This is a genomic window from Thioalkalivibrio sp. ALMg3, from assembly GCF_000381225.1.
GTDB lineage: Bacteria > Pseudomonadota > Gammaproteobacteria > Ectothiorhodospirales > Ectothiorhodospiraceae > Thioalkalivibrio > Thioalkalivibrio versutus.
On the sequence record NZ_KB906221.1, the window covers coordinates 162,415 to 187,741 of the forward strand.

At 68.3% G+C, this 25,327-nt stretch carries 24 protein-coding genes; 10 read left to right on the top strand and 14 right to left on the bottom strand.

Annotated features, from left to right (window positions below):
* Positions 1–9 precede the first annotated feature (9 nt).
* From ribBA to F622_RS0104680, 6 genes are all read right to left on the bottom strand, one after another.
* Positions 10–1,116 carry a bifunctional 3,4-dihydroxy-2-butanone-4-phosphate synthase/GTP cyclohydrolase II gene (ribBA, locus tag F622_RS0104655; RefSeq protein WP_018169399.1) on the bottom strand — a complete coding sequence of 369 codons (1,107 nt, stop codon included), beginning with the start codon at positions 1,114–1,116 and terminating at the stop codon, positions 10–12.
* A 24-nt stretch (positions 1,117–1,140) separates the two neighbouring features.
* Entirely contained in the window at positions 1,141–1,824 is a 684-nt protein-coding gene (locus F622_RS0104660) for a riboflavin synthase (protein ID WP_018169398.1), read from the bottom strand.
* A 361-nt stretch (positions 1,825–2,185) separates the two neighbouring features.
* Positions 2,186–3,361: a bifunctional diaminohydroxyphosphoribosylaminopyrimidine deaminase/5-amino-6-(5-phosphoribosylamino)uracil reductase RibD gene (ribD, locus tag F622_RS0104665; protein WP_019571436.1), complete on the bottom strand. Its 1,176-nt coding sequence runs from the start codon at positions 3,359–3,361 to the stop codon at positions 2,186–2,188.
* Positions 3,361–3,942, bottom strand: coding sequence for a transcriptional regulator NrdR (gene nrdR, locus F622_RS0104670; RefSeq protein ID WP_018176383.1), 582 nt, complete (start codon positions 3,940–3,942; stop codon positions 3,361–3,363). The genes ribD and nrdR overlap by 1 nt, the downstream gene beginning before the upstream one ends.
* Before the next feature lie 33 nt (positions 3,943–3,975).
* Positions 3,976–5,235 carry a serine hydroxymethyltransferase gene (gene glyA, locus F622_RS0104675; protein WP_019571437.1) on the bottom strand — a complete coding sequence of 420 codons (1,260 nt, stop codon included), beginning with the start codon at positions 5,233–5,235 and terminating at the stop codon, positions 3,976–3,978.
* A 280-nt stretch (positions 5,236–5,515) separates the two neighbouring features.
* A complete protein-coding gene (locus tag F622_RS0104680; protein WP_018176384.1) occupies positions 5,516–6,310 on the bottom strand; it encodes a transglutaminase family protein in 795 nt (264 codons plus the stop codon).
* Between the two features lie 147 nt (positions 6,311–6,457).
* Here F622_RS0104680 and F622_RS0104685 point away from each other — a divergent pair, with 147 nt between their 5' ends.
* The 7 genes from F622_RS0104685 to F622_RS0104715 all read left to right on the top strand — a co-directional run bounded on the left by F622_RS0104685 (position 6,458) and on the right by F622_RS0104715 (position 14,732).
* Complete coding sequence (locus tag F622_RS0104685; protein WP_018176385.1) at positions 6,458–7,465, top strand: TAXI family TRAP transporter solute-binding subunit; 1,008 nt, start codon at positions 6,458–6,460, stop codon at positions 7,463–7,465.
* A complete protein-coding gene (locus tag F622_RS0104690) occupies positions 7,458–10,247 on the top strand; it encodes a TRAP transporter permease (RefSeq protein ID WP_018176386.1) in 2,790 nt (929 codons plus the stop codon). The genes F622_RS0104685 and F622_RS0104690 overlap by 8 nt, the downstream gene beginning before the upstream one ends.
* Positions 10,248–10,275: 28 nt before the next feature.
* Positions 10,276–10,680 (top strand): DUF302 domain-containing protein, encoded by a 405-nt coding sequence (locus F622_RS0104695; RefSeq protein WP_018146111.1) that lies wholly within the window; start codon positions 10,276–10,278, stop codon positions 10,678–10,680.
* 23 nt (positions 10,681–10,703) lie between these two features.
* Positions 10,704–11,813: a glycolate oxidase subunit GlcE gene (gene glcE / locus F622_RS0104700; RefSeq protein ID WP_018169392.1), complete on the top strand. Its 1,110-nt coding sequence runs from the start codon at positions 10,704–10,706 to the stop codon at positions 11,811–11,813.
* A 4-nt stretch (positions 11,814–11,817) separates the two neighbouring features.
* Positions 11,818–13,083 carry a glycolate oxidase subunit GlcF gene (glcF, locus tag F622_RS0104705; protein WP_018169391.1) on the top strand — a complete coding sequence of 422 codons (1,266 nt, stop codon included), beginning with the start codon at positions 11,818–11,820 and terminating at the stop codon, positions 13,081–13,083.
* A gap of 64 nt (positions 13,084–13,147) precedes the next feature.
* Positions 13,148–14,332, top strand: a complete 1,185-nt coding sequence (locus F622_RS0104710) for an alanine--glyoxylate aminotransferase family protein (protein WP_018169390.1) — start codon at positions 13,148–13,150, stop codon at positions 14,330–14,332.
* A gap of 70 nt (positions 14,333–14,402) precedes the next feature.
* Positions 14,403–14,732 (top strand): hypothetical protein, encoded by a 330-nt coding sequence (locus tag F622_RS0104715; RefSeq protein ID WP_018169389.1) that lies wholly within the window; start codon positions 14,403–14,405, stop codon positions 14,730–14,732.
* Between the two features lie 198 nt (positions 14,733–14,930).
* On the opposite strand, the gene F622_RS0104720 is transcribed toward F622_RS0104715, so the two are convergent.
* The 6 genes from F622_RS0104720 to F622_RS0104745 form a co-directional block, all read right to left on the bottom strand.
* Positions 14,931–15,461, bottom strand: a complete 531-nt coding sequence (locus F622_RS0104720; RefSeq protein WP_018176389.1) for a phosphatase PAP2 family protein — start codon at positions 15,459–15,461, stop codon at positions 14,931–14,933.
* The gene (locus tag F622_RS0104725) at positions 15,436–16,668 is read right to left on the bottom strand and encodes a glycosyltransferase family 1 protein (RefSeq protein ID WP_018169387.1); all 1,233 of its coding nucleotides are present in this window, start codon (positions 16,666–16,668) and stop codon (positions 15,436–15,438) included. Before F622_RS0104725 ends, F622_RS0104720 begins: the two co-directional genes overlap by 26 nt.
* A 24-nt stretch (positions 16,669–16,692) precedes the next feature.
* A complete protein-coding gene (locus F622_RS0104730) occupies positions 16,693–17,433 on the bottom strand; it encodes a 1-acyl-sn-glycerol-3-phosphate acyltransferase (RefSeq protein WP_019571438.1) in 741 nt (246 codons plus the stop codon).
* Between the two features lie 4 nt (positions 17,434–17,437).
* Positions 17,438–18,253, bottom strand: a complete 816-nt coding sequence (locus F622_RS0104735; protein WP_018169385.1) for a GNAT family N-acetyltransferase — start codon at positions 18,251–18,253, stop codon at positions 17,438–17,440.
* Positions 18,254–18,410: 157 nt separating this feature from the next.
* Complete coding sequence (locus F622_RS0104740; RefSeq protein ID WP_018146120.1) at positions 18,411–18,824, bottom strand: rhodanese-like domain-containing protein; 414 nt, start codon at positions 18,822–18,824, stop codon at positions 18,411–18,413.
* Between the two features lie 105 nt (positions 18,825–18,929).
* Positions 18,930–20,963: a thioredoxin domain-containing protein gene (locus F622_RS0104745; protein WP_018176392.1), complete on the bottom strand. Its 2,034-nt coding sequence runs from the start codon at positions 20,961–20,963 to the stop codon at positions 18,930–18,932.
* 101 nt (positions 20,964–21,064) lie between these two features.
* Here F622_RS0104745 and lgt point away from each other — a divergent pair, with 101 nt between their 5' ends.
* The 3 genes from lgt to F622_RS0104760 are packed head-to-tail and all read left to right on the top strand — an operon-like array spanning position 21,065 to position 23,212.
* Entirely contained in the window at positions 21,065–21,880 is an 816-nt protein-coding gene (gene lgt, locus F622_RS0104750) for a prolipoprotein diacylglyceryl transferase (protein WP_018146122.1), read from the top strand.
* A gap of 1 nt (position 21,881) precedes the next feature.
* Positions 21,882–22,700: a thymidylate synthase gene (locus F622_RS0104755; RefSeq protein ID WP_018176393.1), complete on the top strand. Its 819-nt coding sequence runs from the start codon at positions 21,882–21,884 to the stop codon at positions 22,698–22,700.
* Positions 22,701–22,717: 17 nt separating this feature from the next.
* The gene (locus F622_RS0104760; RefSeq protein ID WP_018176394.1) at positions 22,718–23,212 is read left to right on the top strand and encodes a dihydrofolate reductase; all 495 of its coding nucleotides are present in this window, start codon (positions 22,718–22,720) and stop codon (positions 23,210–23,212) included.
* Between the two features lie 421 nt (positions 23,213–23,633).
* Here F622_RS0104760 and znuB read toward each other — a convergent pair whose 3' ends face one another.
* Positions 23,634–24,455 carry a zinc ABC transporter permease subunit ZnuB gene (znuB, locus tag F622_RS0104765; RefSeq protein WP_026287963.1) on the bottom strand — a complete coding sequence of 274 codons (822 nt, stop codon included), beginning with the start codon at positions 24,453–24,455 and terminating at the stop codon, positions 23,634–23,636.
* Positions 24,452–25,285: a zinc ABC transporter ATP-binding protein ZnuC gene (gene znuC / locus F622_RS0104770; RefSeq protein WP_018146126.1), complete on the bottom strand. Its 834-nt coding sequence runs from the start codon at positions 25,283–25,285 to the stop codon at positions 24,452–24,454. The genes znuB and znuC overlap by 4 nt, the downstream gene beginning before the upstream one ends.
* Between the last annotated feature and the right edge of the window lie 42 nt (positions 25,286–25,327).

Genomic DNA, 25,327 nt, shown 5'->3' on the forward strand with positions numbered 1-25,327 from the left:
GCCGTCGGTCTACTCGTGGACGTAGTCCACCACCTCCAGGCCGAAGCCCCCGAGGCCGTGGAAGCGCTTCGGCGCGGACATCAGCTTCATGCGCCCGACGCCGCAGTCGGCGAGAATCTGTGCGCCGATCCCGTACATGCGCCATTCGGCGGAGTTCTCGCGCCCGCTGCGTTCCTCCGGCGCGGGCTGACCGATATTCTCCAGCCGCTGGGCCAGGGCGTTGCCACTCTCGTGCTTGCGCAGCACCACCACCACACCCGCGCCCGCCTCGTCGATCCGGCGCAGGGCATCATCCAGCGGCCAACCACGATCCGGACCGGCATAACCGAGGGTATCGCACAGCGTGCTCTCCAGATGCACGCGCACCAGGGTGTCCTGGTCCGGCTTTGGCTCGCCACGCACCAGGGCAAAATGCAGTTCGTGGTCCACTTCGTCCTCGAACGCCAGCAGGCGAAACTCGCCATGCTCGGTCGGGAACGGACGCTCGGACACCCGCCGGACCGTCTTCTCGTTCTCGATGCGGTAGCGGATCAGATCCTCGATGGTGCCCATCTTCAGGTCATGCTCGGCGCAGAAGCGTTCGAGATCCGAACGCCGCGCCATGCTGCCGTCCTCGTTCAGGATCTCGACGATCACCGCGGCCGGCTCGGCCCCGGCCAGGCGCGCGAGATCACAGCCGGCTTCGGTATGCCCGGCCCGCACGATCACCCCGCCCGGCTGCGCCATCAGCGGGAACACGTGGCCCGGCTGGACGATGTCCTCGGGCGTCGCATTGGGCGCCACGGCGGTGCGGATGGTGTGCGCGCGATCGTAGGCGGAGATGCCGGTGGTCACGCCCTCGGCCGCCTCGATCGACAGCGTGAAGTTGGTGCCGTGCACGTCGTTGGTGTCGGTCACCATCAACGGCAGCGCCAGCTGCTTGCAGCGCTCGCGGGTCAGCGTCAGGCAGATCAGCCCCCGGCCGTACTTGGCCATGAAGTTGATGTCTTCCGGGCGCGCGTGCGAGGCGAGCATCAGCAGATCGCCTTCGTTCTCGCGATCCTCGTCATCGACGATGACCACCATGCGTCCGGCCTGAAGCTCTTCCAGGATGGTTTCGGTATTGGAAAATTCCATAGGTTCCTGCTTTCGGCTGCGCAGTTAGTCGCGCGAACCGGAGTGATTGGGAAAGCCCTGCTCGGCCAGCCAGGCCTCGGACAGATCGCCCGCCTGCCCGCCCGGCTCGGCCGCGCGATCGCCCAGCATCAGGCGTTCCAGATAGCGGGCGATCAGGTCCACCTCCAGGTTGACCGGCGTGCCCACTGCGTACACGGCAAACCGGGTCAGTGACCAGGTGTGCGGGATGATGTTCACCTCGAACTCGGCGCCGTCCACCCGGTTCACCGTCAGGCTGGTGCCGTCGATGGTGATCGAGCCCTTGGCCGCGATGTAGCGAGCCAGCGCCGCCGGCGCGCGAAACCGCACGCGGGTGGAGCGCGCGTCCGGCTCCATCGCCACGACTTCGCCCACACCGTCGACATGCCCGGACACCATGTGCCCGCCCAGGCGATCACCCAGCGCCAGCGCACGTTCGAGATTCACCCGATCCCCCGGACCGAGATGGCCCAGCGTGGTGACATCCAGCGACTCCCGCGAGACATCGGCGGCAAAGCCATTGCCCGGCAGATCGGTCACCGTCAGGCAGACGCCGTTGACCGCGATGGAATCCCCCAGGCGGGTATCCGACAGGTCCATCCCGGTCGCATTGACGTGCAAGCGCACATCGCCCCCGCTGGGGGTGAGGCGCTCCAGGCTGCCAAGGGTCTCGATGATTCCGGTAAACATGGATGTCCACTCGTTCGGTCGGGTCCGGAGCACAATGCCGGGCCACAGGCGCCCCATCATAGGGAAACGCTAATGAATTCGCACCACGACCCGGGCGTTTATAGTGGCAACGCCGGTCCTCGCAAGTCCTTCAAGGGCCATCACGAAGCCCACGAAGCCACGAAGCAGGTCAATGGCGATTGCAGATCGGAAGGCGCTTAGAACGAAGCCGAACAGGGGGCCCTATGGTTTATCCGGCACCGAGGCGTTGGATTGCCGCGCCTCGAGCTCCATCATCCTCCCCGTCTTCCTGTCGATCGCTCTTGCTACTTGCCCTGCCCGCTCTTCCTGTCGTCGTGCGCTTCGTGATGCAAACAAGCCCTTACGAACGCGGACGGGCAAGCAGACGCAGGGTATCGCCGACCCAGCGGGTGTCGATGACTTCGAGTTCGGCGCGTTCGGCCATGCGGGCCAGTGGCCACTCCACCAGGGGACGGGCGCTGGAGCCCATCAGCAACGGCGCCTGGTAGATCAGCCACTCGTCGACCCAGCCACCGCGGGCGAGCGCACCGGCCAGGCCGGGTCCGGATTCCACGTGGAGCTCGTTGACCTCTGCCCGTCCCAGCTCCGTAAGCACCGCACCCAGATCAAGCCCGCCCTCGGCAGATTCCTCCGCCAGCGGCACGGCCCGCACCTCGGCACCCTTGCCGCGCAGGGCATCCGCCGCAGGCGAGCCCACCACATCGGGACTGGTGAGGATCCAGACCGGCCCGTCACGCAGGATCTGCGAGCCCGGGGGCGTGCGCAGGCGCGCATCGAGGATGACGCGCAGTGGCTGTCGGGTCGGCAGATCGTGATAACGCGGGTCATCCGGGAAGCCGGCATGGGCAGCCAGATCAAACGGCTTCATGCGCACATTCAGGCGCGGGTCATCGCCGACCACGGTGCCACTGCCGGTGACGATCGCCCCGGCCCGCGCCCGCCACAGTTGCACGTCGCGCCGCGCCGCCTCGCCGGTAATCCACTGCGACTCGCCGGAGGCCATGGCCGTCCGCCCGTCCAGGCTCGCGGCCAGCTTGACCCGCACCCAGGGGCGCCCCTGCTCCATGCGCTGCACGAAGCCGGGGTTCAGCGCCCGTGCCTCGGCCTCCAGCACGCCGCTGTCGACCCGGATACCGGCCGCCTGCAAGGCATCGATCCCGCCCCCGCATACCTGTGGGTTCGGATCCAGCATCGCGATCACGACCCGCGCGACGCCCGCCCGGATCAGCGCATCGGTACACGGCGGGGTGCGGCCCTGATGACTGCAGGGCTCCAGGGTCACGTAGGCGGTCGCGCCTTGCACGGCCTCACCGGCCGCTTGCAGCGCGTTCACCTCGGCATGCACCTCGCCGGCCTTCCAGTGCAGGCCCGCGCCTACCTCCCGGCCGTCGCGCACGATGACGCAGCCCACCCGCGGATTCGGATCCGCGGTGAAGCGGCCGTAATCCGCCAGTTTCAGGGCGCGCGCCATGTGCCGGCGGTCGGCAATGACCTGCTCGGTCGTCGGCGCTTCCATTACATCCCCTCCTGCGAGCCGCCGTCCGTCTCGGGGGTGGCCCGCCCGTCCGCCGCGGATTCCGGGGCGTTTCCGGTCGCCTCCTCGTCGATCAGGCGCATCTGCGAACGGCGCATCTCCGGGCTGAGGTCATCCTCCAGCCGTTCGATCGCCTCACGGAAGGACTGCACACTGGCGAAGCTGAGATAGATAGAGGCAAAACGGATATAGGCCACATGGTCCAGCCCGTGCAAGGCCGCCAGCACCATTTCGCCGATGCGGTCGGACTTCACCTCGGGGGCCGTGACGGCCGAAAGCTGGCGCTTGATGTCGTCGATCACGCGCTCGACATCATCGGTCTTCACCGGGCGCTTGTGCAGTGCCCGGCGCAGACCGCTGCGCAGCTTTTCCTCGTCGAAGGCGACCCGTTCACCGGAACGCTTGACCACCCGCGGCAGGCTGAACTCCGCCCGCTCGAAGGTGGTAAAGCGCGCACCACAGGCACGGCACTGCCGCCGGCGCCGGATCTGTTCCTGCTCCGGGCCGGCCACCCGCGAATCGACCACGCGGGTGTCCTGATCATGACAGGACGGACAGCGCATCCCGGGCCCCGTCAGCCGGCCAACTGGCGGTGGTTATTCGCCGTGACCGTACACCGGGAAGCGACGGCAGATCTCGAGGACCTTCTCGCGGGTCGCGTCGATCACCTGCTCGTTCTCGTGATCATCCAGCACGTCGGCGATCCAGCCGGCCAGCTCGCGGGACTCGGACTCGGTGAAGCCGCGAGTGGTCAGCGCAGCGGTGCCGATGCGAATGCCGGAGGTCACGAACGGGGACTGCGGATCGTTCGGAACGGCGTTCTTGTTGACCGTGATGTTGGCACGGCCCAGCGCGGCATCCGCGGCCTTGCCGGTCATGCCCTTGGCGACCAGGCTCAGCAGGAACAGGTGGTTGTCGGTACCGCCGGAGACGATATCGAAGCCACGCTCCACCAGCACCTCGGCCATCGCGCGGGCGTTGGCGATCACCTGCTTCTGGTAGGTCTTGAATTCCGGCTCCAGGGCCTCCTTGAACGCCACCGCCTTGCCGGCGATCACGTGCATCAGCGGCCCACCCTGGGTGCCCGGGAAGATCAGCGACTGGAACTTCTTGTTCAGTTCCGGCTGCCCCTTGGAGATGATGAAGCCGCCACGCGGCCCGCGCAGGGACTTGTGCGTGGTGGAGGTGACCACATGGGCGTGGTCGATCGGGTTGGGGTACTCGCCGGCGGCGATCAGGCCGGAGACGTGGGCCATGTCGACCATCAGGTAGGCACCGACGCTATCCGCGATCTCGCGGAAGCGCTTCCAGTCGACCACGCGCGAATAGGCGGAAAAGCCGGCGACGATCATCTTCGGCTGGTGCTCGGTGGCCAGGCGCTGGACCTCGTCGTAGTCGATCAGGCCCTCGTCGGTGATGCCGTACTGCACCGCGTTGTAGATCTTGCCGGAGAAGTTCGGCTTGGCACCGTGGGTCAGGTGGCCGCCGGCGTCCAGGCTCATGCCCAGGACGGTGTCATGCGGCTGCAGCAGGGCCATGTACACCGCGGCGTTGGCCTGGGAGCCGGAATGCGGCTGCACGTTGGCGTAGTCGGCACCGTAGAGCTGCTTGAGGCGATCGATCGCCAGCTGCTCGACCACGTCGACGTGCTCGCAACCGCCATAGTAGCGCTTGCCCGGGTAGCCCTCGGCGTACTTGTTGGTCAGCACCGAACCCTGCGCTTCCATCACGCGCGGGCTGGTGTAGTTTTCCGACGCGATCAGCTCGATGTGCTCTTCCTGACGCTGTGACTCGTCGCGGATGGCATTCCAGAGGTCGTCGTCGTAGCCGTTGATGCTCATGTCGATCGAAAACATTCGGGTCTCCCGTTCAAAGCTTTGGATTCAGCGGATTTCGGCGCGCCAGCTACTTGGGGCGCTGCCGCAAAAAGGCCGCCAATCATACGCCATCCGGCCCTTCTTTTCAGGCCGGGGCTCCCCCGACACGGCCGCTGCGGACCACCGAGCCCCCTTCCAAGACCCGTGTTTCACAAATCCGATCAGGCACTTTGATGCCCGGCCACACCCCGGGAAGACCAGTGGCACAAACCCCTTCCGCTCATCCGGAAAACGGGCCGCGTGCGCTTGCTCCAACGCCTCAGTTCGGCCCTTCGATTCGACGGACGTCGACGTCGTGGCGGGTCGGGTATACCGGAAGGCCGAACTGGTTATAGACCGCCACGTCGGCCGCATCGCGGCCATAGCCGACCACCACGTAGCCACCCCGCAACTCGGCCTGGGTCGCATCAAAGGTGTACCAGCGCCCGCCGACGAAGGCCTCGAACCAGGCATGCATGTCCATCGGCTGCAGGCCGTGCAGGTACCCGACCACCATGCGCGCCGGGATGCTGAGACTGCGGCAAAGCGCGATGCCCAGGTGGGCCAGATCGCGGCACACCCCGCTCCCGCGCTGATTCACCTCCGCGGCCGAGATCGGGATATCGCTGGTCCCCGGGAGATATTCGATGCGCTCGCGCAGCCACTGCTCGATGGCCGCCACCTGGTCGTAACCCAGCCACTGGCCGGCAGTAATTTCGGTCGCCATCAGGTTGAAGCGATCCGATTCGCAAAATCGGCTCGGCAGGAGATAACTCAGTACGGCATCCGGCAGGGACTGCACCTCGACAAACGGTGCGCCCGGGGCCCGGTCGAGGGCCTCGGCCGTCTGCACCTCCGCCGCGGTATGGATGAAGAACGTCCCTGGCGGCGCGATCAGGCGCTGGCAGAGGTTGCCGTAGATGTCGACGAACTCGGACACCGGCGCCGTCGGCACCAGGCGATATTCCTCGCGCGCGACCCATTGCAGCGGGCCACTGCGCGGTCGCAGCATCAGCACAAACGGCGTGGGTTCGACGATCTCGAACTCGAAGTCACAACGGGTCTCGAGCCACATGAACGGGGCCTCTTGGGGTGAACCTCCTACACTACGCCCTGCCCGACGGCGGGGCTACATGCAGGCGGCCCTGGCAGCCGGCTGCGACCGTGTACATTGGCACGCGATTCCCTACACTTCCGAAATCGCCTGTTCCCCGGAGCCCGTATGCGAGGACGACCCGACCACCGCACCGCGAGACGCCGCACCCGGCACCTGACCGTTGGGCTGCTTGCCCTCGGCCTGTTGCTGCTCGCACCCCTGGCCCAGGCGGAACAACGCTTCATCAACATCGGCACCGGCGGCGTCACCGGCGTGTACTACCCGGCCGGCCAGCACCTGTGCCGGCTGTTCAACACCCGCCGCGACAGCCACGGGATGCGCTGCACCGCGGAGAGCACGGGCGGTTCGGTATTCAACCTGAACATGGTGCGTTCCGGCGACATGGACTTCGGCGTGGCCCAGTCGGATCTCCAGTACCACGCCTATCACGGCAGCGGCCGCTTCGAGGCCTTCGGGCCCGCCGACCACCTGCGGGCGATGTTCAGCCTGCACCCCGAGCCACTGACCCTGGTGGTGCGCCCGGATGCGGACATCCAAGGCCTGGACGACCTGCCGGGCAAGCGGGTGAACATCGGCAATCCCGGCTCCGGCCAGCGCACCCTGATGGAACAGCTGATGGCGGAGCTCGGCTGGGACCACGACACCTTCCGCCGCGTGGGCGAACTGCCCTCGCGCGAACAGGCGCAGGCGTTGTGCGACAACCGGATCGACGCCTTCGTCTTCTCGGTCGGGCATCCATCGGCGGCGATCCAGGAGCCGATCGCCACCTGCGACGCCCGCCTGGTGTCCATCGAAGGTCCGGCGATCGAGGAGCTGATCCGCTCGACGCCCTATTACCTCACGGCCGTGATCCCCGCCGATACCTACCCGGGGCAGGACCAGGACATCCGCACCTACGGCGTGGGCGCCACCCTGGTCACCTCGGACCGCACCTCGAACACGGCCGCCTACGAGCTGACCCGCGCCGTATTCGACAACTTCGAGACCTTCCGCGGCCTGCACCCGGCCTTCAGCGGTCTCGAACGCGAGGGCATGGTGGACGAGGGCCTGTCCGCACCCCTCCACCCCGGTGCCCGACGCTACTTCCGTGAAGCGGGGCTGATCGATGACTGATAGCCGAACGCAAAGCCCGGAGACTTCCGCCCTCGATGACGCCTCCATCGGGGAGCTGGAGACCGGCGGCCGCCACCCGGGCCGCGCCACCCGCAGCCTGATCTGGCTCACCGCCGTGGCCTGGTCGCTGTTCCAGATCTGGATCGCCTCGCCGATCGCCGACTGGGTGGACATCTTCGTCGTCTCCGAGACCGAGGCCCGCTCGATCCACCTGGCGTTCGCAATCTTCCTCGGCTACCTGCTGTTCCCGGCGGTCCGCGCCACCGCCCGCGGCAAGGGCTGGCAGCACGCCATCGGTATCCTCTATGCCCTGGGTGGGCTGGCCCTGATTGCACTGGGGCTGTGGCAGTTCCTCGGCCTGGAACGCCTGGGCGAGGTCTACCTGGCGCTCGGCATCGCCCTGGTCGCCGTGGCCTGGCCACTGCTGCGCGGGAACGACCCCGTCCATCGCGTGCCGCTGGGGGACTGGGTGTTCGCCGCGGTCGCGGCCTTCAGTGCCCTGTACCTCTACCTGTTCCACGAGGCCCTGGCGGCACGTCCCGGCGCCCCCACCGAGCTGGACCTGATCATGGCCGGGATCGGCCTGATCCTGCTGCTCGAGGCGACCCGCCGGGTGCTCGGCCCGGCGCTGACCATCATCGCCGCGATCTTCCTATTCTATACCTTCGCCGGGCCGCTGATGCCGGACCTGATCGCCCATCGCGGCGCCAGCTACCCGCGCGCGATGGCTCAGCAATGGCTGTCCAACGAGGGGGTGTTCGGCATCGCGCTGGGGGTCTCCACCAGCTTCGTGTTCCTGTTCGTGCTGTTCGGCGCATTGCTGGAGCGCGCCGGGGCCGGCGACTACTTCATCCGCGTCGCCTTCGCCCTGCTCGGGCACCTGCGCGGCGGCCCGGCCAAGGCGGCGGTGCTGGCCTCCGGGATGACCGGCGTGGTCTCCGGCTCGTCGATCGCCAACGTGGTCACCACCGGCACCTTCACCGTACCGCTGATGAAGCGGGTCGGCTTTGCCCCGCACAAGGCCGGGGCCGTGGAGGTTGCCAGCTCGGTCAACGGGCAGCTGATGCCGCCAGTGATGGGCGCCGCCGCGTTCCTGATGGTCGAGTACGTCGGCATCCCCTATGTCGAGGTGCTCAAGCACGCCATCCTGCCGGCGCTGATCGCCTATATCGCGCTGATCTACATCGTCCACCTGGAGGCCTGCAAGAACGGCATGGAGGGCCTCCAGCGCGCCACCGTGACGACCTGGCGCGGGCGCCTGATCAGCTTCGCCCTGACCGTGGCCAGCCTGATCATCCTGGCGGGTGCGGTGTACTGGGGACTGGGCTGGATCAAGATCGTCGCCGGGGATGCCGCGGCCTGGATCATCGCCGGCCTGTTGTTCGCCACCTACCTGGTACTGGTCTGGATCGTCGCGCGCGAGCCGGACCCCGAGGCCCTGGATACCGAACGCCCGCTGCCGCGGGTCGCCCCCACGGTCCTGAGCGGGCTGCACTACCTGCTGCCGCTGGTGGTGCTGGTCTGGGCGTTGGTGGTCGAACGCCTGTCGCCGGGGCTGGCGGCGTTCTGGGCGGTGGCATTCATGATCTTCATCGTGCTGACCCAGCGCCCGCTGGTGGCCCTGTTCCGGCGCCAGGGGCGTCTCCTGCAAGCCGCGTGGGTCGGGGTCTGGGAACTGTTCCAGGGCTTCGAGACCGGCGCGCGCAACATGATCGGTATCGGCCTGGCCACCGCCGCGGCCGGGATCATCGTCGGCACGGTCGCGATGACCGGCGTCGGCCTGGTGCTGACCGACCTGGTGGATACCCTGTCCGGCGGCAACCTGCTGCTGGTGCTGGTACTGACCGCGGTGATCAGCCTGGTCCTTGGCCTGGGCCTGCCGACCACCGCGAACTACATCATTGTGGCCACCCTGATGGCCCCGATCATCGTCGATCTGGGGGCCCAGCACGACATCCTGATCCCGCTGATCGCGGCCCACCTGTTCGTGTTCTATTTCGGCATCATGGCCGACGTGACGCCACCGGTGGGCCTGGCCTCTTTTGCCGGCGCGGCGATCGCCAAGGCCGACCCGATCCGCACCGGGATCCAGGCCTTCGCCTACAGCCTGCGCACCATCGCGTTGCCGTTCTTCTTCATCTTCAACAGCCAGTTGCTGTTGATCGGGGTGGACAACGTGTTCCAGCTGGCGCTGGTCTTCCTCGGCTCGCTGGCCGGCATCCTCGCCTTTACCGCGGCCACCCAGGGCTGGTTCCTGACCCGCAGCCGCTACTGGGAGTCCGCCGCGTTGATGGTAGTCGCCTTCGTGCTGCTGGTCCCGACCGTGCTGATGGACCGCATCGCGGCTCCCTATCAGCACCAGCCGGCGGAGACCCTGCTCGAGGTCGTCGAGACCATCCCGGACCGCGACTCGCTGCGCCTGGAGGCCACCGGCATCGACCTGGAGGGCCGCGAGATCACCCGCACGGTGATGTTCCCCCTGGGCGACCCCGACCTGGCCCCGCGCGAGCGTCTGGCCGACGCCGGGCTGGACGTGCGCTTCGACCCGGACGACCAGAAGGCACAGATCCAGACGGTCGCTTTCGGCAGCCCGGCCGGCCGAGTAGGGTTGGAGGGTGGCTGGACCATCACCGGCGTACTGGTGCCGACCGAGCGCCCCAGCCCATACTGGTTCTACCTTCCGGCCCTGGCGCTGGGACTGCTGGTAGTCTGGAATCAGCGCCGACGCGCGGAACCGCCGGGGCGCGGCCCTTCCGCCGACACCCCCGCCCTTTCGGCGTAACCACGAACCGCAATCGGAGTACACCGCAATGGAACAACCCAACTACGGCTTCAATGTCATCGTGAAGGGCGGCATCGAGGACGTGATCGCGCAGACCACGGCCGCCCTCGGCGAGGAGGGCTTCGGCATCCTCAGCGATATCGACGTCGCTGCGGCCTTCAAGAAGAAACTGGATCTGGAGCATCGCCCCTACCGCATCCTCGGCGCCTGCAACCCGAACCTTGCACGCCAGGCCGTCGAGGCCGACCCCAACATCGGCCTGCTGCTGCCCTGCAACGTGCTGGTGCAGGACAACGAGAACGGCACCTGCACGGTCGGCTTCATGGACCCGGTCGCGGTCATGGGTCTGGTCGACAAACCCGGTGTCGAAGACCTGGCCGGCGAGGTACGCCATCGTCTGGAGCGCGTGCGCCTGACCCTCGAGACTGGCTAGTCCCCAGCTTCGCGAGCACACCTATGGATACTGGAACCGACCAGTCCGCCGGGCTGGCCGAGCGCATCCGAACGGCCGTCGCCGCCGGGCACCGCCTGGCGATCGCCGGCGGCGGCAGTCAGCGCGCGCGTGCCTTCCCCACGGGCTTCGAACCGGATGTCCAGCCACTGGAGGCCAGCGGCCATCACGGCATCGTCAACCTCGCACCCAGCGAGCTGGTGGTGACCGTGCGCGCCGGCACGCCGGTGATGGAACTGCAGGCCGCGCTGGAAGAGGTGGACATGATGCTGCCCTTCGAACCGGCCATGCCCACGCCGTCCAGCACCGTGGGCGGCATGGTGGCCCTGGGCCTGTCCGGCGCACGCCGCCCCTGGACCGCCAGCCTGCGCGACGCCGTGCTTGGCACCCGCATCGTCAACGGTCGCGGCGAGATCCTGCGCTTCGGCGGCGAAGTGATGAAGAACGTCGCCGGCTTCGACGTCTCGCGGCTGATGGCCGGCAGCCTCGGCAGCCTGGGCCTGTTGCTGGAGGTCAGCTTCAAGCTGCTGCCCGCCCCCGCCTACCAGGCCTGGCTGCGCCAGGAGAGCTCCGCCGCGGCCTTCATCGAGCAGGCGCGCGACTGGGGCCGTACCGCCCTGCCGTTCTCGGGCCTGGCCTGGGCTGACGGTATCGGCCACATCCGCCTGGGCGGTGGCCAGGAGGCCGTGCAGGAGGCCGCCGAACGCCTGGGCGCAGCACCGGATATCGACGGCCCGGCCTTCTGGGCGCAACTGCGCGATCGGCACCTGCCCTTCCTCACCCGACCCATGGCCCGCGACGAGCGCCTGTGGCGTCTGAGCCTGCCGCCCGCCACCCCGCCGCTGGATCTGCCCGGCGAATGGCTGCTCAACTGGGGCGGCGGCGAGCGCTGGCTGCGCTCCACGGCCACCCCGGACGCAGTGCGCGCTGCCACCGAGCAAGCGGGCGGACACGCCCGCCTGTGGTCCGGCGATCCGGCCGGGGCGGCCTGGCTGCACCCCCGCGCACCGGCCCATGCGCGCCTGGAGGGCGAGGTCCGCGCCGCCCTGGACCCTGACGGCGTGTTCTTCGCCCCACTGATCACCCCTCATCCACGCACCGTGCCGGCGAGCTGAGGCCATGGAAACTCGCCTGCACCCGCGCTTCGAGAATGATCCGGCGGCGCGCATCGCCGAAGACGCCCTGCGTGCCTGCGTGCACTGTGGCTTCTGCAACGCGACTTGCCCCACCTATCAGGAACAGGGTGACGAGCTGGACGGCCCGCGCGGACGCATCTACCAGATCAAGCAGGTCCTGGAGAGCGGCGAGGCCAATACCACCACCCGCACCCACCTGGACCGCTGCCTGACCTGTCTCAACTGCATGACCACCTGCCCCTCCGGGGTCGATTACAACCACCTGGTCGCCTTTGGCCGGGAGGTGATCGAGGAAGACCTCCCGCGCGGCTGGCGCGACCGGCTGCTGCGCACCCTGCTGGTCCGCGCGCTGCCGGCGCGCTGGCCGTTCCGTCTAGCCCTGGGGCTGGGCCGCCTGGCCCGCCCACTGCTGCCCGCCACCCTGAAGCGCCGCGTGCCCGCACGCCACGGTGCCCGGGCCGGTGCAACCAACATTGGCGCGGCGACTCCGGCGGGCTTTCCCCACGGGCGCGTGCTGCTGCTCGGCGGCTGCGTGCACGATGCGATCGACGCCCGCATCAACGCCGCACTCCGGGGCCTGCTCGGGCGCCTTGGCATCGAGGTGGTCGAGGCCGGCGAGGCCCGCTGCTGCGGCGCGGTGGAACACCACCTGGCGTTCGCGGAGCGCACCCGCGAGCGGGTCCGGGCCAACCTCGACGCCTGGGAGTCGATCCTTGCGGACGGGGTGGACGCCGTCGTCAGCACCGCCAGCGGCTGCGGCGTGATGCTGCGCGACTACGCGCACATCCTGGCCGACGACCCGACGTATGCCGCACGCGCCGCCCGCTTCACGGCGCAGGTCCGCGACCCGGTCGAGCTGTTCGATATCCAGACCATCCGCAGCCTCGGCATCCGGGCGCCGGCAGATCACCCGCCCGTCGCCTGGCATGCCCCCTGCACCCTGCAACATGGCCAGGGCCTGGCCGGCCGCGTGGAACCGCTACTGCAGGCCGCCGGCTTCCACCTGGTGCCGGTCGCCGAGCCGCATCTGTGCTGCGGCTCGGCCGGAACCTATTCCATTCTCCAGCCGGCGATGGCGGGCCGTCTGCGCCAGCGCAAGCTGGACAACCTCGAGGCCAGCGGCCCCGCGCGCATCGTGACCGCCAACATCGGCTGCCAGACGCACCTGCAGTACGGGACCGATACGCCGGTCGAGCACTGGCTCACACTGCTCGAACGCCACTGCGGCGCAACTCCCGCCGGTGCGTAGGGGCGCTTGCCCAAGCCCCGACAGCACTCTAGATTCCCCCTTTTCCAATCCGGTAGACGCATCCATGCAGGCAAAATCCTTTCTCCCCCCGCAGCGCACCCTGATGGGCCCCGGCCCCTCCGACGTGAATCCGCGCGTGCTCGCCGCGATGAGCCGCCCGATCATCGGCCATCTGGACCCGGTGTTTGTCGGCATGATGGAGGAGATGAAGGGCCTGCTGCAGTACGCCTTCCAGACCAACAACGCCCTGACCCTGCCGGTCTCCGCCCCCGGTTCCGCCGGCATGGAGACCTGCTTCGTGAACCTGGTCGAACCGGGTGACAAGGTCATCGTCTGTATCAACGGCGTGTTCGGCACCCGGATGAAGGAGAACGTCGAGCGCTGCGGCGGTACCGCCGTGGTGATCGAGGACGACTGGGGCGCCCCGGTCTCCCCCGAGAAGGTCGAGGACGCGCTGAAGGGCAACCCGGACGCGAAAATCCTGGCCTTCGTGCACGCCGAGACCTCGACCGGGGCGCGCTCGGATGTCGAGACGCTGTGCCGCCTGGCCCGCGAGCATGACTGCCTGAGCATCGTCGACTCGGTCACCGGCCTCGCCGGCAGCCCGCTGTACGTGGACGACTGGGGCGTGGACGCGATCTACTCCGGCTCGCAGAAGTGCCTGTCCTGCACCCCGGGGCTGTCGCCGGTCAGCTTCAGCGAACGCGCGGTGGAATGCATCCAGGCACGCAGCCACAAGGTGCAGAGCTGGTTTCTCGACCTCAACCTGGTCATGGGCTACTGGGGCGGCGGCGGCAAGCGTGCCTACCACCACACCGCGCCGATCAACGCCCTGTACGCCCTGCACGAATCGCTGGTGATCCTCGCCGAGGAAGGCCTGGAGAACAGTTGGTCGCGCCACGATCGTCATCACGCTGCCCTGCGCGCCGGACTCGAGGCCATGGGCCTGAGCTTCCTGGTGGACGCCGAGCATCGCCTGCCGCAGCTGAACACCATTCACGTGCCGGAAGGCGTCGACGAGGCCGCGGTACGTGGCGAACTACTGAACCGCTACGGCCTGGAGATCGGCGCGGGACTCGGCCCGTACGCGGGCAAGGTCTGGCGCATCGGCCTGATGGGCCATGGCGCCAACGAGAAGAACGTGCTGCTGTGCCTGTCTGCGCTGGAGGCCGTGCTGGCCGACATGGGCGCGGTCACCCCTGGCCGTGCGCTGTCCGCCGCCCGCGCCACCTACGCGCAGCAAGGCTGAACCATTACCGGCCGCCGTCATCGCCTGCGAGCGATGACGGCGCTTCGAGACCCAACGGGAGACCTACACCATGACGCTAAGTCAACTGCTGCAGTATCTGGACGAACACATGGACGGCGTGTTCCTGGACGGCGACCCCGCCGCGTCACTGGAAAAGGCGCGCAGCGGAGACCACCGCAACCCCATCGCGGCCGAGGTCCTGGTCGCCCTGATGGACGGCGCCGGTTCCGACAGCCCGGACGCCACCATGGAACGGGCCGAGGCGGTCAAGTCCATCGGCCCGACCCGCCTGAAGTACATGGGCGACGACGCCCCGGTCGAGGGCTTCCGCCTGGTGGAAAAGACCATCGTCACCATCGACGCCGCCTACAACGAGGAAGCGCTCGCCCTGCGCGGCTGACGCCGCGCCCTGCCTCCGGACACAGCCGGCGGGGCATTCCGTGGGCCATCACCCCGGAAAGGCCTGAACGCCCCGTCATCCCGGCCGCAACGAAGCGGAGAGCCGGGATCTCCGGGAACGCCCCGGGCCGTTCAACCAGATCCCGGATAACCGCTGCGCGGTTTCCGGGATTACAAAGTGGGTGACGCAGGTTCGCTGTCAGAGCAGGCTGACCAGTCCAAGAACGGTCGCAGCCACCGTTGCGCCGATCAAGGCGCCCATGGCGACATCGCTCGGGTAGTGCAGGGCCAGCACCAGCCGCGAGGCGGCCACCAGCACCGCGAACGGCACGACCAGCCACGCCCACACCGGGAACCAGGCCACCAGGATCACCGTAAACCCCACCGCGTGCATCGTATGGCCGGAGGGGAAACTGAACTCGTCCAGCGGATCCACGGTGCGCGCGAACGGACGACCACGATGGCAGGGACGACGCCGGCTGGTGCGCCGCTTCAGCCACTTGTAGAGCGGCAGCGAGGCCAGCCCCACTACCGCCATCTGCAGACTGACCCAGGCCGCCTGCGGCCCATGGATCAGTGGCAGGGCAAGCATCAGCGCATACCAGATGGCCCCATCGCCCAGGCGGCTGATCCAGCCGAAGAACCCGCTGACGGCGCGACGGCGATTGTAGTGATTGAACCGCTGGCAGACCGCCAGCTCGAACTCATCCATCCAGTGCAGGACTCGCATCGCGCGCCTCTCCTAGCAGTTCCAGACAAACCGTTTCGAACTCGGCGACCACCTCGACCCAGTCAAGCCCACGGGCGCACGCCCGGGCGTGGCGCCCCATCTCGCTCCACCCCTCCGGGGTCTGTGCGAGTTCCGCAGCCGCCGTGACAAAGGCTGCGGCATCCGCCGTCACATCGCCGGTAAAGCGCACCCGGGCGCCGCTCACGCCGCTGATCACGTGCTCGTGAGCCGCCGCAGTATCGAAGGCCAGCACCGGGATCCCGCTGGCCATGGCCTCGATCACCACGTTGCCGAAGGTCTCGGAGGTGGATGGGAACAGGAACAGGTCGGCGCTGGCGTAGTGCTGGGCCAGGGCCTGCCCCACCTGCTGCCCGGTAAAGATCAGGTCCGGGTGTGCCCGCTCAAGCGCGACACGGGAGGGTCCGTCCCCCACCAGCACCAGGCGGGCGTCGGGCAGGCGCTCCTGCAATGTTCGGAAGGCTTCCACCACCAGCCCCAGATTCTTCTCTGGCGCCAGTCGGCCGACGTACAGGACCACCGGCCCGGGCCCCCATTGCCGACGCAGGCGCGAGGATCGCCGTGCCGGCGTGAAGTGCCGGGTATCCACGCCGCGCGCCATCACCCGCACGCGCTCGAAGCCATGGCCTGCAAGGCTTGTGGCCAGTGCCTGCGTGGGGGCCAGGGTTACGTCGCAGCGATTGTGGAAACGGCGCAGGACGGCCCGCACCAGAGGTGTCAGCCAGCCCACGCCGTAGTAGCGGGCATAGCCATCGAAATGGGTGTGAAACCCCGATGCGACGGGGATCCCGAGGCACCGTGCCGCGCGCAGGGCCGAGTGGCCAAGCGGCCCTTCGGTCGCGACATATACGGCGTCAGGCCGGTGTTCGGTCCACAGCGCCGTCAAGCGCCGGCGAGCCGGCAATCCCATGCGCAAACCGCTGTAGCCCGGAAGCGGCAACCCCGGCAATGGCCGCTCCTCCATTAAACCGTCCGTCTCCAGCGGGTCCACGACGACGGCCTTCGATTCGCCCGGCTGGCACGGACGCAGCACCTGCACGCGATGGCCGCGGCTGCGCATCCCCTCAACCAGGCGCGCGAGGGTATGGGCCACACCATTGACCTCCGGTGGCCAGGTCTCGGTCACCAGGGCCAGGTTCAGACATGGGCGGGAGGGGCGGCGGGATTCCGTGTGTAGCGGCGACGACATGGTGAACCCCCTCCCCGCCCGCCGCTACGAGGCGCGGGCGCTTGCGCGCCCCGAAGGCGGATCGACCGGCAGGCCGAGCACATCGACAATGGCGCTGCGGGCGCCGTCGGCCAGACTGCGCCGATCCTGGTTGGCGGATTCCAGCGGTGCCAGAAGATGCAGCTCCACGTGCGTCTCGCGCCGACACAACAGCTTCCAGACATTCGAGATCAGGCGATCGTCTTCCGCGTAGGACACCGGCACCGGGCCGTTCGGCATGCCTTCGTAGGCCAGCGCCACCGGCTGTAACGGGTGCTGGGTGCCGGCCACGGCCGCAAACAGTCGCGGGTGGAACCGGCGCACGAACTCGCCACGGCTGGTCGTGCCTTCCGGGAACACCACGAACTGCAGGCCCTCGTCGAGCCCGGCCCGCATCGCCTCGAAGTGGGCCGACGCCTGATTGGCCCCGCGTTCGATGAAGCGGGTGTCATGCTGACGGCCGAGCCAGCCGATGATCGGCCAACGTGCGATCTCCGCCTTGGAGAGGAAACAGGTGTCCATCGCGGCGCCGATTAGCGGGATATCCAGCCAGGAGACATGGTTGGCCACCACCAGTGACGTACGCCGGGGTTCCTCGCCATGGATCCGGAGCCGCACCCCCACGATCCACAGCGCGCGGTCGTACCAGGCGCGGCGGATGCGGCTGCGTTCCGCGAAGTCGGCCCCCCGGCGGACCATCCGCCAGGTCAGCCAGACCCCCGCCAGCATGTGCAGCACGATGCGCATCAGCCTACCCAGTGCCCGCAGTGTTCCGGTCATGCTCCGTTCCTCGGCTTGCGGGCGTCATAGCGCCCATGAAGTGCCGATGGTAACGGTCCGGCATGGCGCGCACATCCAGCAGGACAAGCACGTCGGCCACATTGAAATCGGGATCGAAACAGGCCTCGCCGCAGACCCGGGCACCCAGGCGAAGGTAGGCTTTCAGCAACGGCGGCAGCCCGGTACGGCTGGGTGTGCCATGGCAGATGGTCAGGGAATTGGGCAGCGGCCGGCGCGGCGTCACCCGCAGACGTGACGGGGCTCGATGGAACAGGCGTAGCCAGGCCAGCTGGGCCGGCGTCTGCTCGCTCAATGGTAGGCTCGCACAGCCCATCAGGTAGTCGTAACGATGGGCGTTCATGAACCGCGCCAGGCCGGTCCACAGCGCGTTGATCGCGGCCCCCTGACGATGATCCGCGCGCACGCAGGTGCGGCCGATCTCCAGGGTCTTCCCCGGGAGATTCATCAACGGGCCCAGTTCGAATTCGGACAGCGAGTAGAAGCCACCGGCCGTGCTGGCGCTCTCCTCGGTGAGGATGCGTGTGCAGGCAACCACCGTACCGGAGTGCCGTTCGCGCACCAGCAGGTGATGACAGAAGGGGTCCAGGGGATCCCGGTCCAGACCGGATCCAGCATCCGGAAGCGCAGCCCCCATCTCGCCGGCGAAGACCTCGTGGCGCAGGCGCTGGGCCGCCTCGAGCTCCGACGGGCTGGACGCGAGGTGGACGCGGTAGGCGGTTTCGTTCGCCGCGATCGGTGTAGCTGGGGACAGCTGCGGTTCGCTCATGGTGGCGACCTCCGGTTGAACTGTCCCGGAGACTACGCCGCGTGGTTGACCGCCCCGTGTAGGAACGATGACGGTCGGATGAACCCGCCGCCGGAACCGTGCCCGAATACGGCACCGTTCGGGGCGGAGGCCCCTGCCCCCGCCCGGCCAGCCTCTGCTACGGCAGCGGGCCCGTGTAGGCGCCGGATTCCACCGGCAGGTCCTCGCCTTCCCAGCTCTTGATACCGCCGGCGATGTTCACCACGTTGGTAAAGCCCATGTCCTGCAGTCGCTGCACGGACATCGCGGCACGGCCGCCGGTTGCGCACATCACGGCCACCGGCTTCTCGCGGGCGTTCACCAGCGCGTCGATGCGGTGCGGGGTGTTGGGATCGGCCGCACCTTCCAGCAGGCCGCGCGGGACGAGGATGGAGTTCGGCGCGTGCATCTTTTCGAACTCGTAGGGCTCGCGCACATCCACCACCAGCCAGTCCTCGCCGTTCTCCATCTTCTCGGCAAGATCCGCCGGGGCGATCTCCTTCACGTTCTTCCGCGCCTCGGCGACGAAATCCATCAGCTTCTTCTCGCTCATTCGAACATTCCCTTTTGCAATGAATCGGACTACCCCCCGCAGGAGCCTGCTTGCAGGCTCCTGCACACGGGCTCTCATTCTACCGTAGGTGCGAGTCCGGGCGATTCAACCCTCGTCGAGCGCACCTTCCAGCGCAACGGGATCGGTCACCGGGGCCGCGCACTGCAACCCGCGACAGACATAGGCCCGCACGCCCGTCTCCGGGGCGGCTTTCTCCGCGAGCGCGGCGGGCAGATCGCCGGCCGGCGCGGGAATCGCGAAGGTCCACACCGGAGCATCCTGCACCCGCAGTCGCTGCTGCCACGCGGGAAGTTCGTCGGCTGGCCCCCGCAGCACGACCAGGGCCGGCGCCTGGTAATGGATGTCCAGCGCGGTCAGCAGGCTCATGTGGCCCAGTGGCGCCTGCTCGACCATCGGGCCGGCGTTCGCCAGCGTGCGCTCGGCCGCCTCCAGGTAGCGGGGTTCGGACAGCAGGAACCCGAGTTTCTGCAATACCTGAGCGGCGGTCCCGTTGCCGGCCGCCATGGCATCGTCGGCATAGACCTTCGGGCGCTGGATCAGTGCCTCGTGATCCCGGGCGGTGAAGAAGAAACCGCCCTGTTCGCGGTCCTCGAAGTCCTCCAGCAGGGTGTCGGCCAGCGTGGTGGCCCAGGCCAGCAGGTCGCTGTCCCACTCGGCCTCCAGCAGCGCCAGCGTGGCCTCCAGCAACAGGGCGTGATCGTCCAGGTAGGCGCGCGGCATCGCGCCGGTCGCCCCCTCGCGCACGCTGGCGCACAACCGGCCGTCGCGCCACAGACGCTCGCGCACGGCGGTCATCGCCTCGCGTGCCAGGCGCAACCATTCCGGGCGCTCCAGGGCGCGCGCGGCACGCGCCAGGCCCGCGATCATCAGGGCATTCCAGGCGCCCAGGATCTTCTCGTCGCGATGCGGTCGCACCCGGTCCTCGCGTGCCGCGAGCAGGCGTTCGCGGGCCCGGTCCAGACGCGTGTTCGCCTCCGCTTCGTCGATCCCCAGCGCATCCGCGACGGTCGCCGCTGGTGCCACCTCGTGCAGATGCCAGCGCCCCTCGAAATTGGCCGGGCCGTGGAGTCCCCAGACCCGGCTGGCGACGGCCCACTCGTCCTCCGTCAGGAGCGCCTGGACCGTCTCCGGGTCCCAGACATAGAAGCGTCCTTCCTCGCCCTCGGAGTCCGCGTCCAGGCTCGAATAAAAGGCCCCGGAGGGATCCCGCATCTCGCGCTCCAGCCAGGCGACCGTCGGCTCCACCACCCGCCGCGCGCATTCGTCGCCGTGGGCGGCGCGCTCGGCGTACAGCCCCAGCAACGGCCCGTTGTCGTAGAGCATCTTCTCGAAGTGCGGGATCATCCAGCGGGCATCCACCGAGTAGCGGCAGAAGCCACCGCCCACCTGATCGAAGATCCCGCCGGCGGCCATCGCACCCAGGGTACGGGCCAGCATGCGCTCCGCCTCGGCATCGCCATGGCGCGCCGAGTGCCAGGCCAGCCACTCGAGCGACGCTGGGTGCGGGAACTTGGGGGCGTCCCCGAAACCGCCGAACTGCTCGTCGAAGGTCTTCGCCAGTTCGGCGCGCCCCTTGTCGATGACACTGAGGGCCGGGATCGCGCCACCGGCCGGGCTGTAGATCCGCCCCAGTGCCTGCTGCAACGAGTCGTTCTGGCGCTGGATCTCCTCGGGGTGCTCGGCGAGGAAATCGGACACCCGGGTCATCAGGTCCACGAACGATGGCAGGCCGTGGCGCGGGGTGTTCGGGAAGTAGGTCCCGGCAAAAAACGGCACCTGGTCCGGGGTCAGGAAGACGGTCAGCGGCCAGCCTCCGGGGCGCTGCGACAGCAGCATGTGCGCGTTCTGGTAGATGCGGTCGAGGTCCGGGCGCTCCTCGCGGTCCACCTTGATGTTGATGAAGCGCGCGTTCATCACCTCGGCGGTGGCCGGATCCTCGAAGGATTCGTGCGCCATCACGTGGCACCAGTGGCAGGCGGAATAACCAATCGAGAGCAGGATTGGCTTGTCCTCCCGGCGGGCGCGGTCCAGCGCCTCCTCGCCCCAGGGATACCAGTCAACAGGGTTGTCGGCGTGCTGCAGCAGATACGGGCTGCTGGCCCCGGCCAGTCGATTCATCGCGCGGCCTCCTTGCAGGTGGATCGGGCTAGCGGCATACAGGTGCATGCCGGGGCCCGGGCGAGTAGCATGTGCAGCCGGTTTTTCATCCGCAAGCGCCCATGCCCACACACCCGTTTATCGACCCCGTCGCCCTGTCCATCGGCCCACTGACCCTGTACTGGTACGGCCTGACATACCTGGTCGGCTTCGTCGCCTTCTGGGCGTTGGGCGTATGGCGCACCCGCAGCCGCAACTGGGACCCCCTGCACCCCTGGCAGGTCGGTGACCTGCTGTTCTGGGGCGTACTCGGGGTCGTCGTCGGCGGGCGGCTCGGCTATGCACTGTTCTACAACCTCGACACCACGCTGGCCGACCCGCTGAGCCTGTTCCGCATCTGGGAGGGCGGCATGGCCTTCCACGGCGGGCTGGCCGGCGTGCTGGTCACCTGCTGGCTATACGCCCGCAAGATCGGCCAGCCGTTCTTCCGTCTGACCGACTTCATCGCCCCCCTGATCCCGATCGGCCTGGGCGCCGGGCGCATCGGCAACTGGATCAACGGCGAGCTGTGGGGCAAACCCACCGACCTGCCCTGGGCCATGGTCTTCCCGGCCGCGGACTACATCCCCCGTCATCCGTCGCAGCTGTACCAGGCCTTTCTCGAAGGGCTCGTGCTGTTCGTGGTGTTGTGGGTCGTCTCGCGCCAGCCGCGGCGTACCGGACTGATCTCCGGGCTGTTCCTGACGCTTTACGGCAGCTTCCGTTTCGCGGTCGAGTTCGTGCGCGTGCCCGACGCCCATCTCGGCTACCTCGCCTTCGACTGGCTCACCATGGGACAGGTCCTGACCCTGCCGGTGATCCTGTTCGGCGTTGCCCTGATCGTCTGGTCGCGGCGCAACCCCCTGCCCGCACCCCGCCCGGCCCCGGAGACCGCCTGAGATGCAGCAATACCTGGACCTGGTGCGGCACATCCGCGACCACGGCACGGACCGTCCGGACCGCACCGGTACCGGCACGCGCTCGGTCTTCGGCTACCAGATGCGCTTCGACCTGGCCGACGGCTTCCCGCTGGTCACCACCAAACGCACCCATCTGCGCTCGGTAATCCACGAACTGCTGTGGTTCATCGCCGGCGATACCAATGTCGGCTACCTGCGCGAGCACAAGGTCCGCATCTGGGACGAGTGGGCCACCGAGGCCGGCGACCTGGGCCCCGTCTACGGCGCGCAGTGGCGCAACTGGGCCGGCCACGACCAGCTTGCCGAACTGATCGACAACCTGAGGAACCGCCCCCACTCCCGGCGCCACATCATCAGCGCCTGGAACGTGGCCGACCTGCCGGACGAATCCATCTCGCCGCAGGCGAACGCGGAGGCCGGACGCATGGCCCTGGCGCCCTGCCACACCCTGTTCCAGTTCTACGTGGCCGACGATCGCCTGTCCTGCCAGCTCTACCAGCGCAGCGCGGATGTCTTCCTCGGCGTGCCGTTCAACATCGCCAGCTACGCCCTGCTGACCCACATGCTCGCGCAGGTGGTGGGCCTGAAGCCCGGCGAGTTCGTCCATACCTTCGGCGACGCCCACCTCTACCGCAACCACCAGGAGCAGGTCGAAGAACTGCTCGGGCGCGAACCGCTGCCGCTACCAACCCTGCACCTGAACCCGGACGTCACCGACCTGTTCGCCTTCACCTTCGACGACATCGAGGTGCGCGACTACCAGTCGCACCCCCCGATCAAGGCCCCCATCGCGATCTGAGCGTTACCGGAGTCCCCATGCCCCAGCCCGAGATTCATCTGATGGTCGCGCTCGATCCGGATCACGTGATCGGGCGCGACAACGACCTGCCCTGGCACCTGCCGAAGGACCTGCAGCACTTCAAGCGAATGACTGCCGGTCACCCGATGATCATGGGGCGGCGCACCTTCGAATCCATCGGGCGCCCGCTGCCGAAACGCCGCAACCTGGTGCTGACGCGCCAGGCGGACTGGCAAGCGGAGGGTATCGAGGTCTATCGCGATCTGGATGCGGCGCTGGCCACCATCGAGGCCGGCCCCGCCTTCGTGATCGGCGGCGCCGGGCTGTTCGCGGAGACCCTGCCGCGCGCCGACGTGCTGCACCTGACCCGGGTGCACGAGTGCCATGCCGGCGACACCTTCTTCCCCGCCCTCGACCCCGCGGACTGGGACGTCGTCTGGTCCGAGCACCACGAAGCCGACGAACGCCACGCCTGCCCCTTCACCTTCGAACGCCTCGAACGCCGCCGCTGAACGCGACCCGGCGCCGTCCAGGGACCGTGCGGGCCCGGGTATGTACAGCACCCGGCGGCCGAAGGTGGCCCTGGAACGCAGTGGTACACGCCCCAGGGCTCCACGCCCCTCCTGCTTCGTGATCCCGGAAACCACGTAGCGGTTATCCGGGATCACGGCGGCCGGGGTTCCCGGCCCTTCGCTTCGCTGCGGCCGGGATGACAGTACAGGGGCCGGGGCCGGGGACGGGGACATTCCAGAAAGGCCCGGATTAAAGCGACCTGCGGCGGGCTATTTGCGCCCCTGGACGATCCCCCTGACTGGCTGACCCTCGTGGCTAATCAGGAACAATCTTTCTCTGTGCCCCCTAGGGTGCACAATCGCCCGGATCCTTAGCCCGTTCTTCGTGCCTTCGTGCGCTTCGTGGTGAAGAAAGGTGTTGTCAGCGCCCGCCAAAGTGGGGTATCAGGCGGCCGGGCAGCAGGTGGACCAGGATGAAGCCCAGCATCGCGGCGACCACGATGGTCGGGCCGGTCGGGGTGTCGTACTGGAAGGAGCCCCACAGCCCGGCCCCCACGGCCAGCATGCCGATGATGCCGGCGAGGATCGCCATCTGCTCGGGGGTGGCCGCAAAGCGCCGGGCACTGGCCGCCGGGATGATCATCAGCGCCGTGATCAGCAGCACGCCGACCACCTGCATCGCCGCCGCGATCACCAGTGCGATCAGCAGCATCAGGCCCAGCCGCACCAGCAGCACCGGCACACCCTCCACCTGGGCGAGCTCCTCGTGCACGGTCAGCGCCAGCAGCGGGCGCCACAGCAGGATCAGCAGCAGCAACGCCACGCCACCGCCGATCGCGATGGACATCAAGTCGTTGGTGCCCACCGCGAGGATGTCACCGAACAGGTAGGCCATCAGATCCACCCGCAACCCCTCGATAAAGGTAACGGCGACGATCCCCAGCGACAGCGAACTGTGCGCGAGAATCCCGAGCAGGGTGTCCGAGGCCAGTTCCTGCCGCCGCTGCAGCAGTACCAGCAGGATGGCGATGGCCACGCACACGATCGTGACCATCAGGTTCAGGTTCAGCCCCAGGAGTACCCCGAGGGCGACGCCCAGCAGCGCCGAATGCGACACGGTATCGCCGAAATAGGCCATGCGGCGCCAGACCACGAAGGCCCCCAGCGGACCCGCGACGGCGGCCACCATCAGCCCCGCCAGCAGCGCACGAATCAGGAAATCGTCGAGCAGGCCATCCATCATCGGGAGTCGCCCCCGGGACCGGGCCGGTGGGCATGGCCGCAGCCGGCGTGATGTTCGTGTACATCCCCGGCGACATCGTGCACGTGGTCGTGATCGTGCCGGTAGACGCCGATCCCCTGCATGTCCGTCTCCGGGAACAGGCGCTGGTACTCGGGATGCCGCGATACCTCCTCCGGCCGGCCGGTGCAGCACACATGCTGGTTCAGGCAGATCACCGCATCGGCCCCGGCCATCACCAGGTGCAGGTCGTGCGACACCATCAGCACCCCGCAGCCGGTCTCGTGGCGGATGTCATCGATCAGCTTGAACACCTCGCCCTGGCCGACGATATCCACCCCCTGGGCGGGCTCGTCCAGCACCAGAAGGTTCGGCCGATTGAGTAGGGCGCGCGCCAGCAGCACCCGCTGCATCTCGCCGCCGGAGAGCGACTGCACCGGCTTGTGCAGCAGATGCGGCACGCCGACCCGCTCCAGGCCTTCGCGCAGGACGGCCTCCGGGGCCCGCTGGCGCAGCGTCAGGAAACGCCGCACCGACAATGGCAGCACCGGCTCGATCTGCAGGCGCTGGGGCATGTAGCCGATGCGCAGCCCGCGCCGGCGTTGTACCCGGCCCTGTCCCGGCTTCCACAGTCCCAGCAGCACTCGCAACAGCGAGGTCTTGCCCGCCCCGTTGGGGCCGATCACCACGGTCACCTCGGCCGGCCGCACCTGGACCGAGACATGATCCAGGATCACCCGCCCGCCGCGTTCCAGCGAGACGTCGCGGGCGGCCAGCAACGGCGAGGCGTCCGTCGCCGGTTGCGCGTGCGGGGAAGGGGTTTCGCGATTCATATTGGTATACTATAACGTTATTGAATCCGATGGAGAATCCGC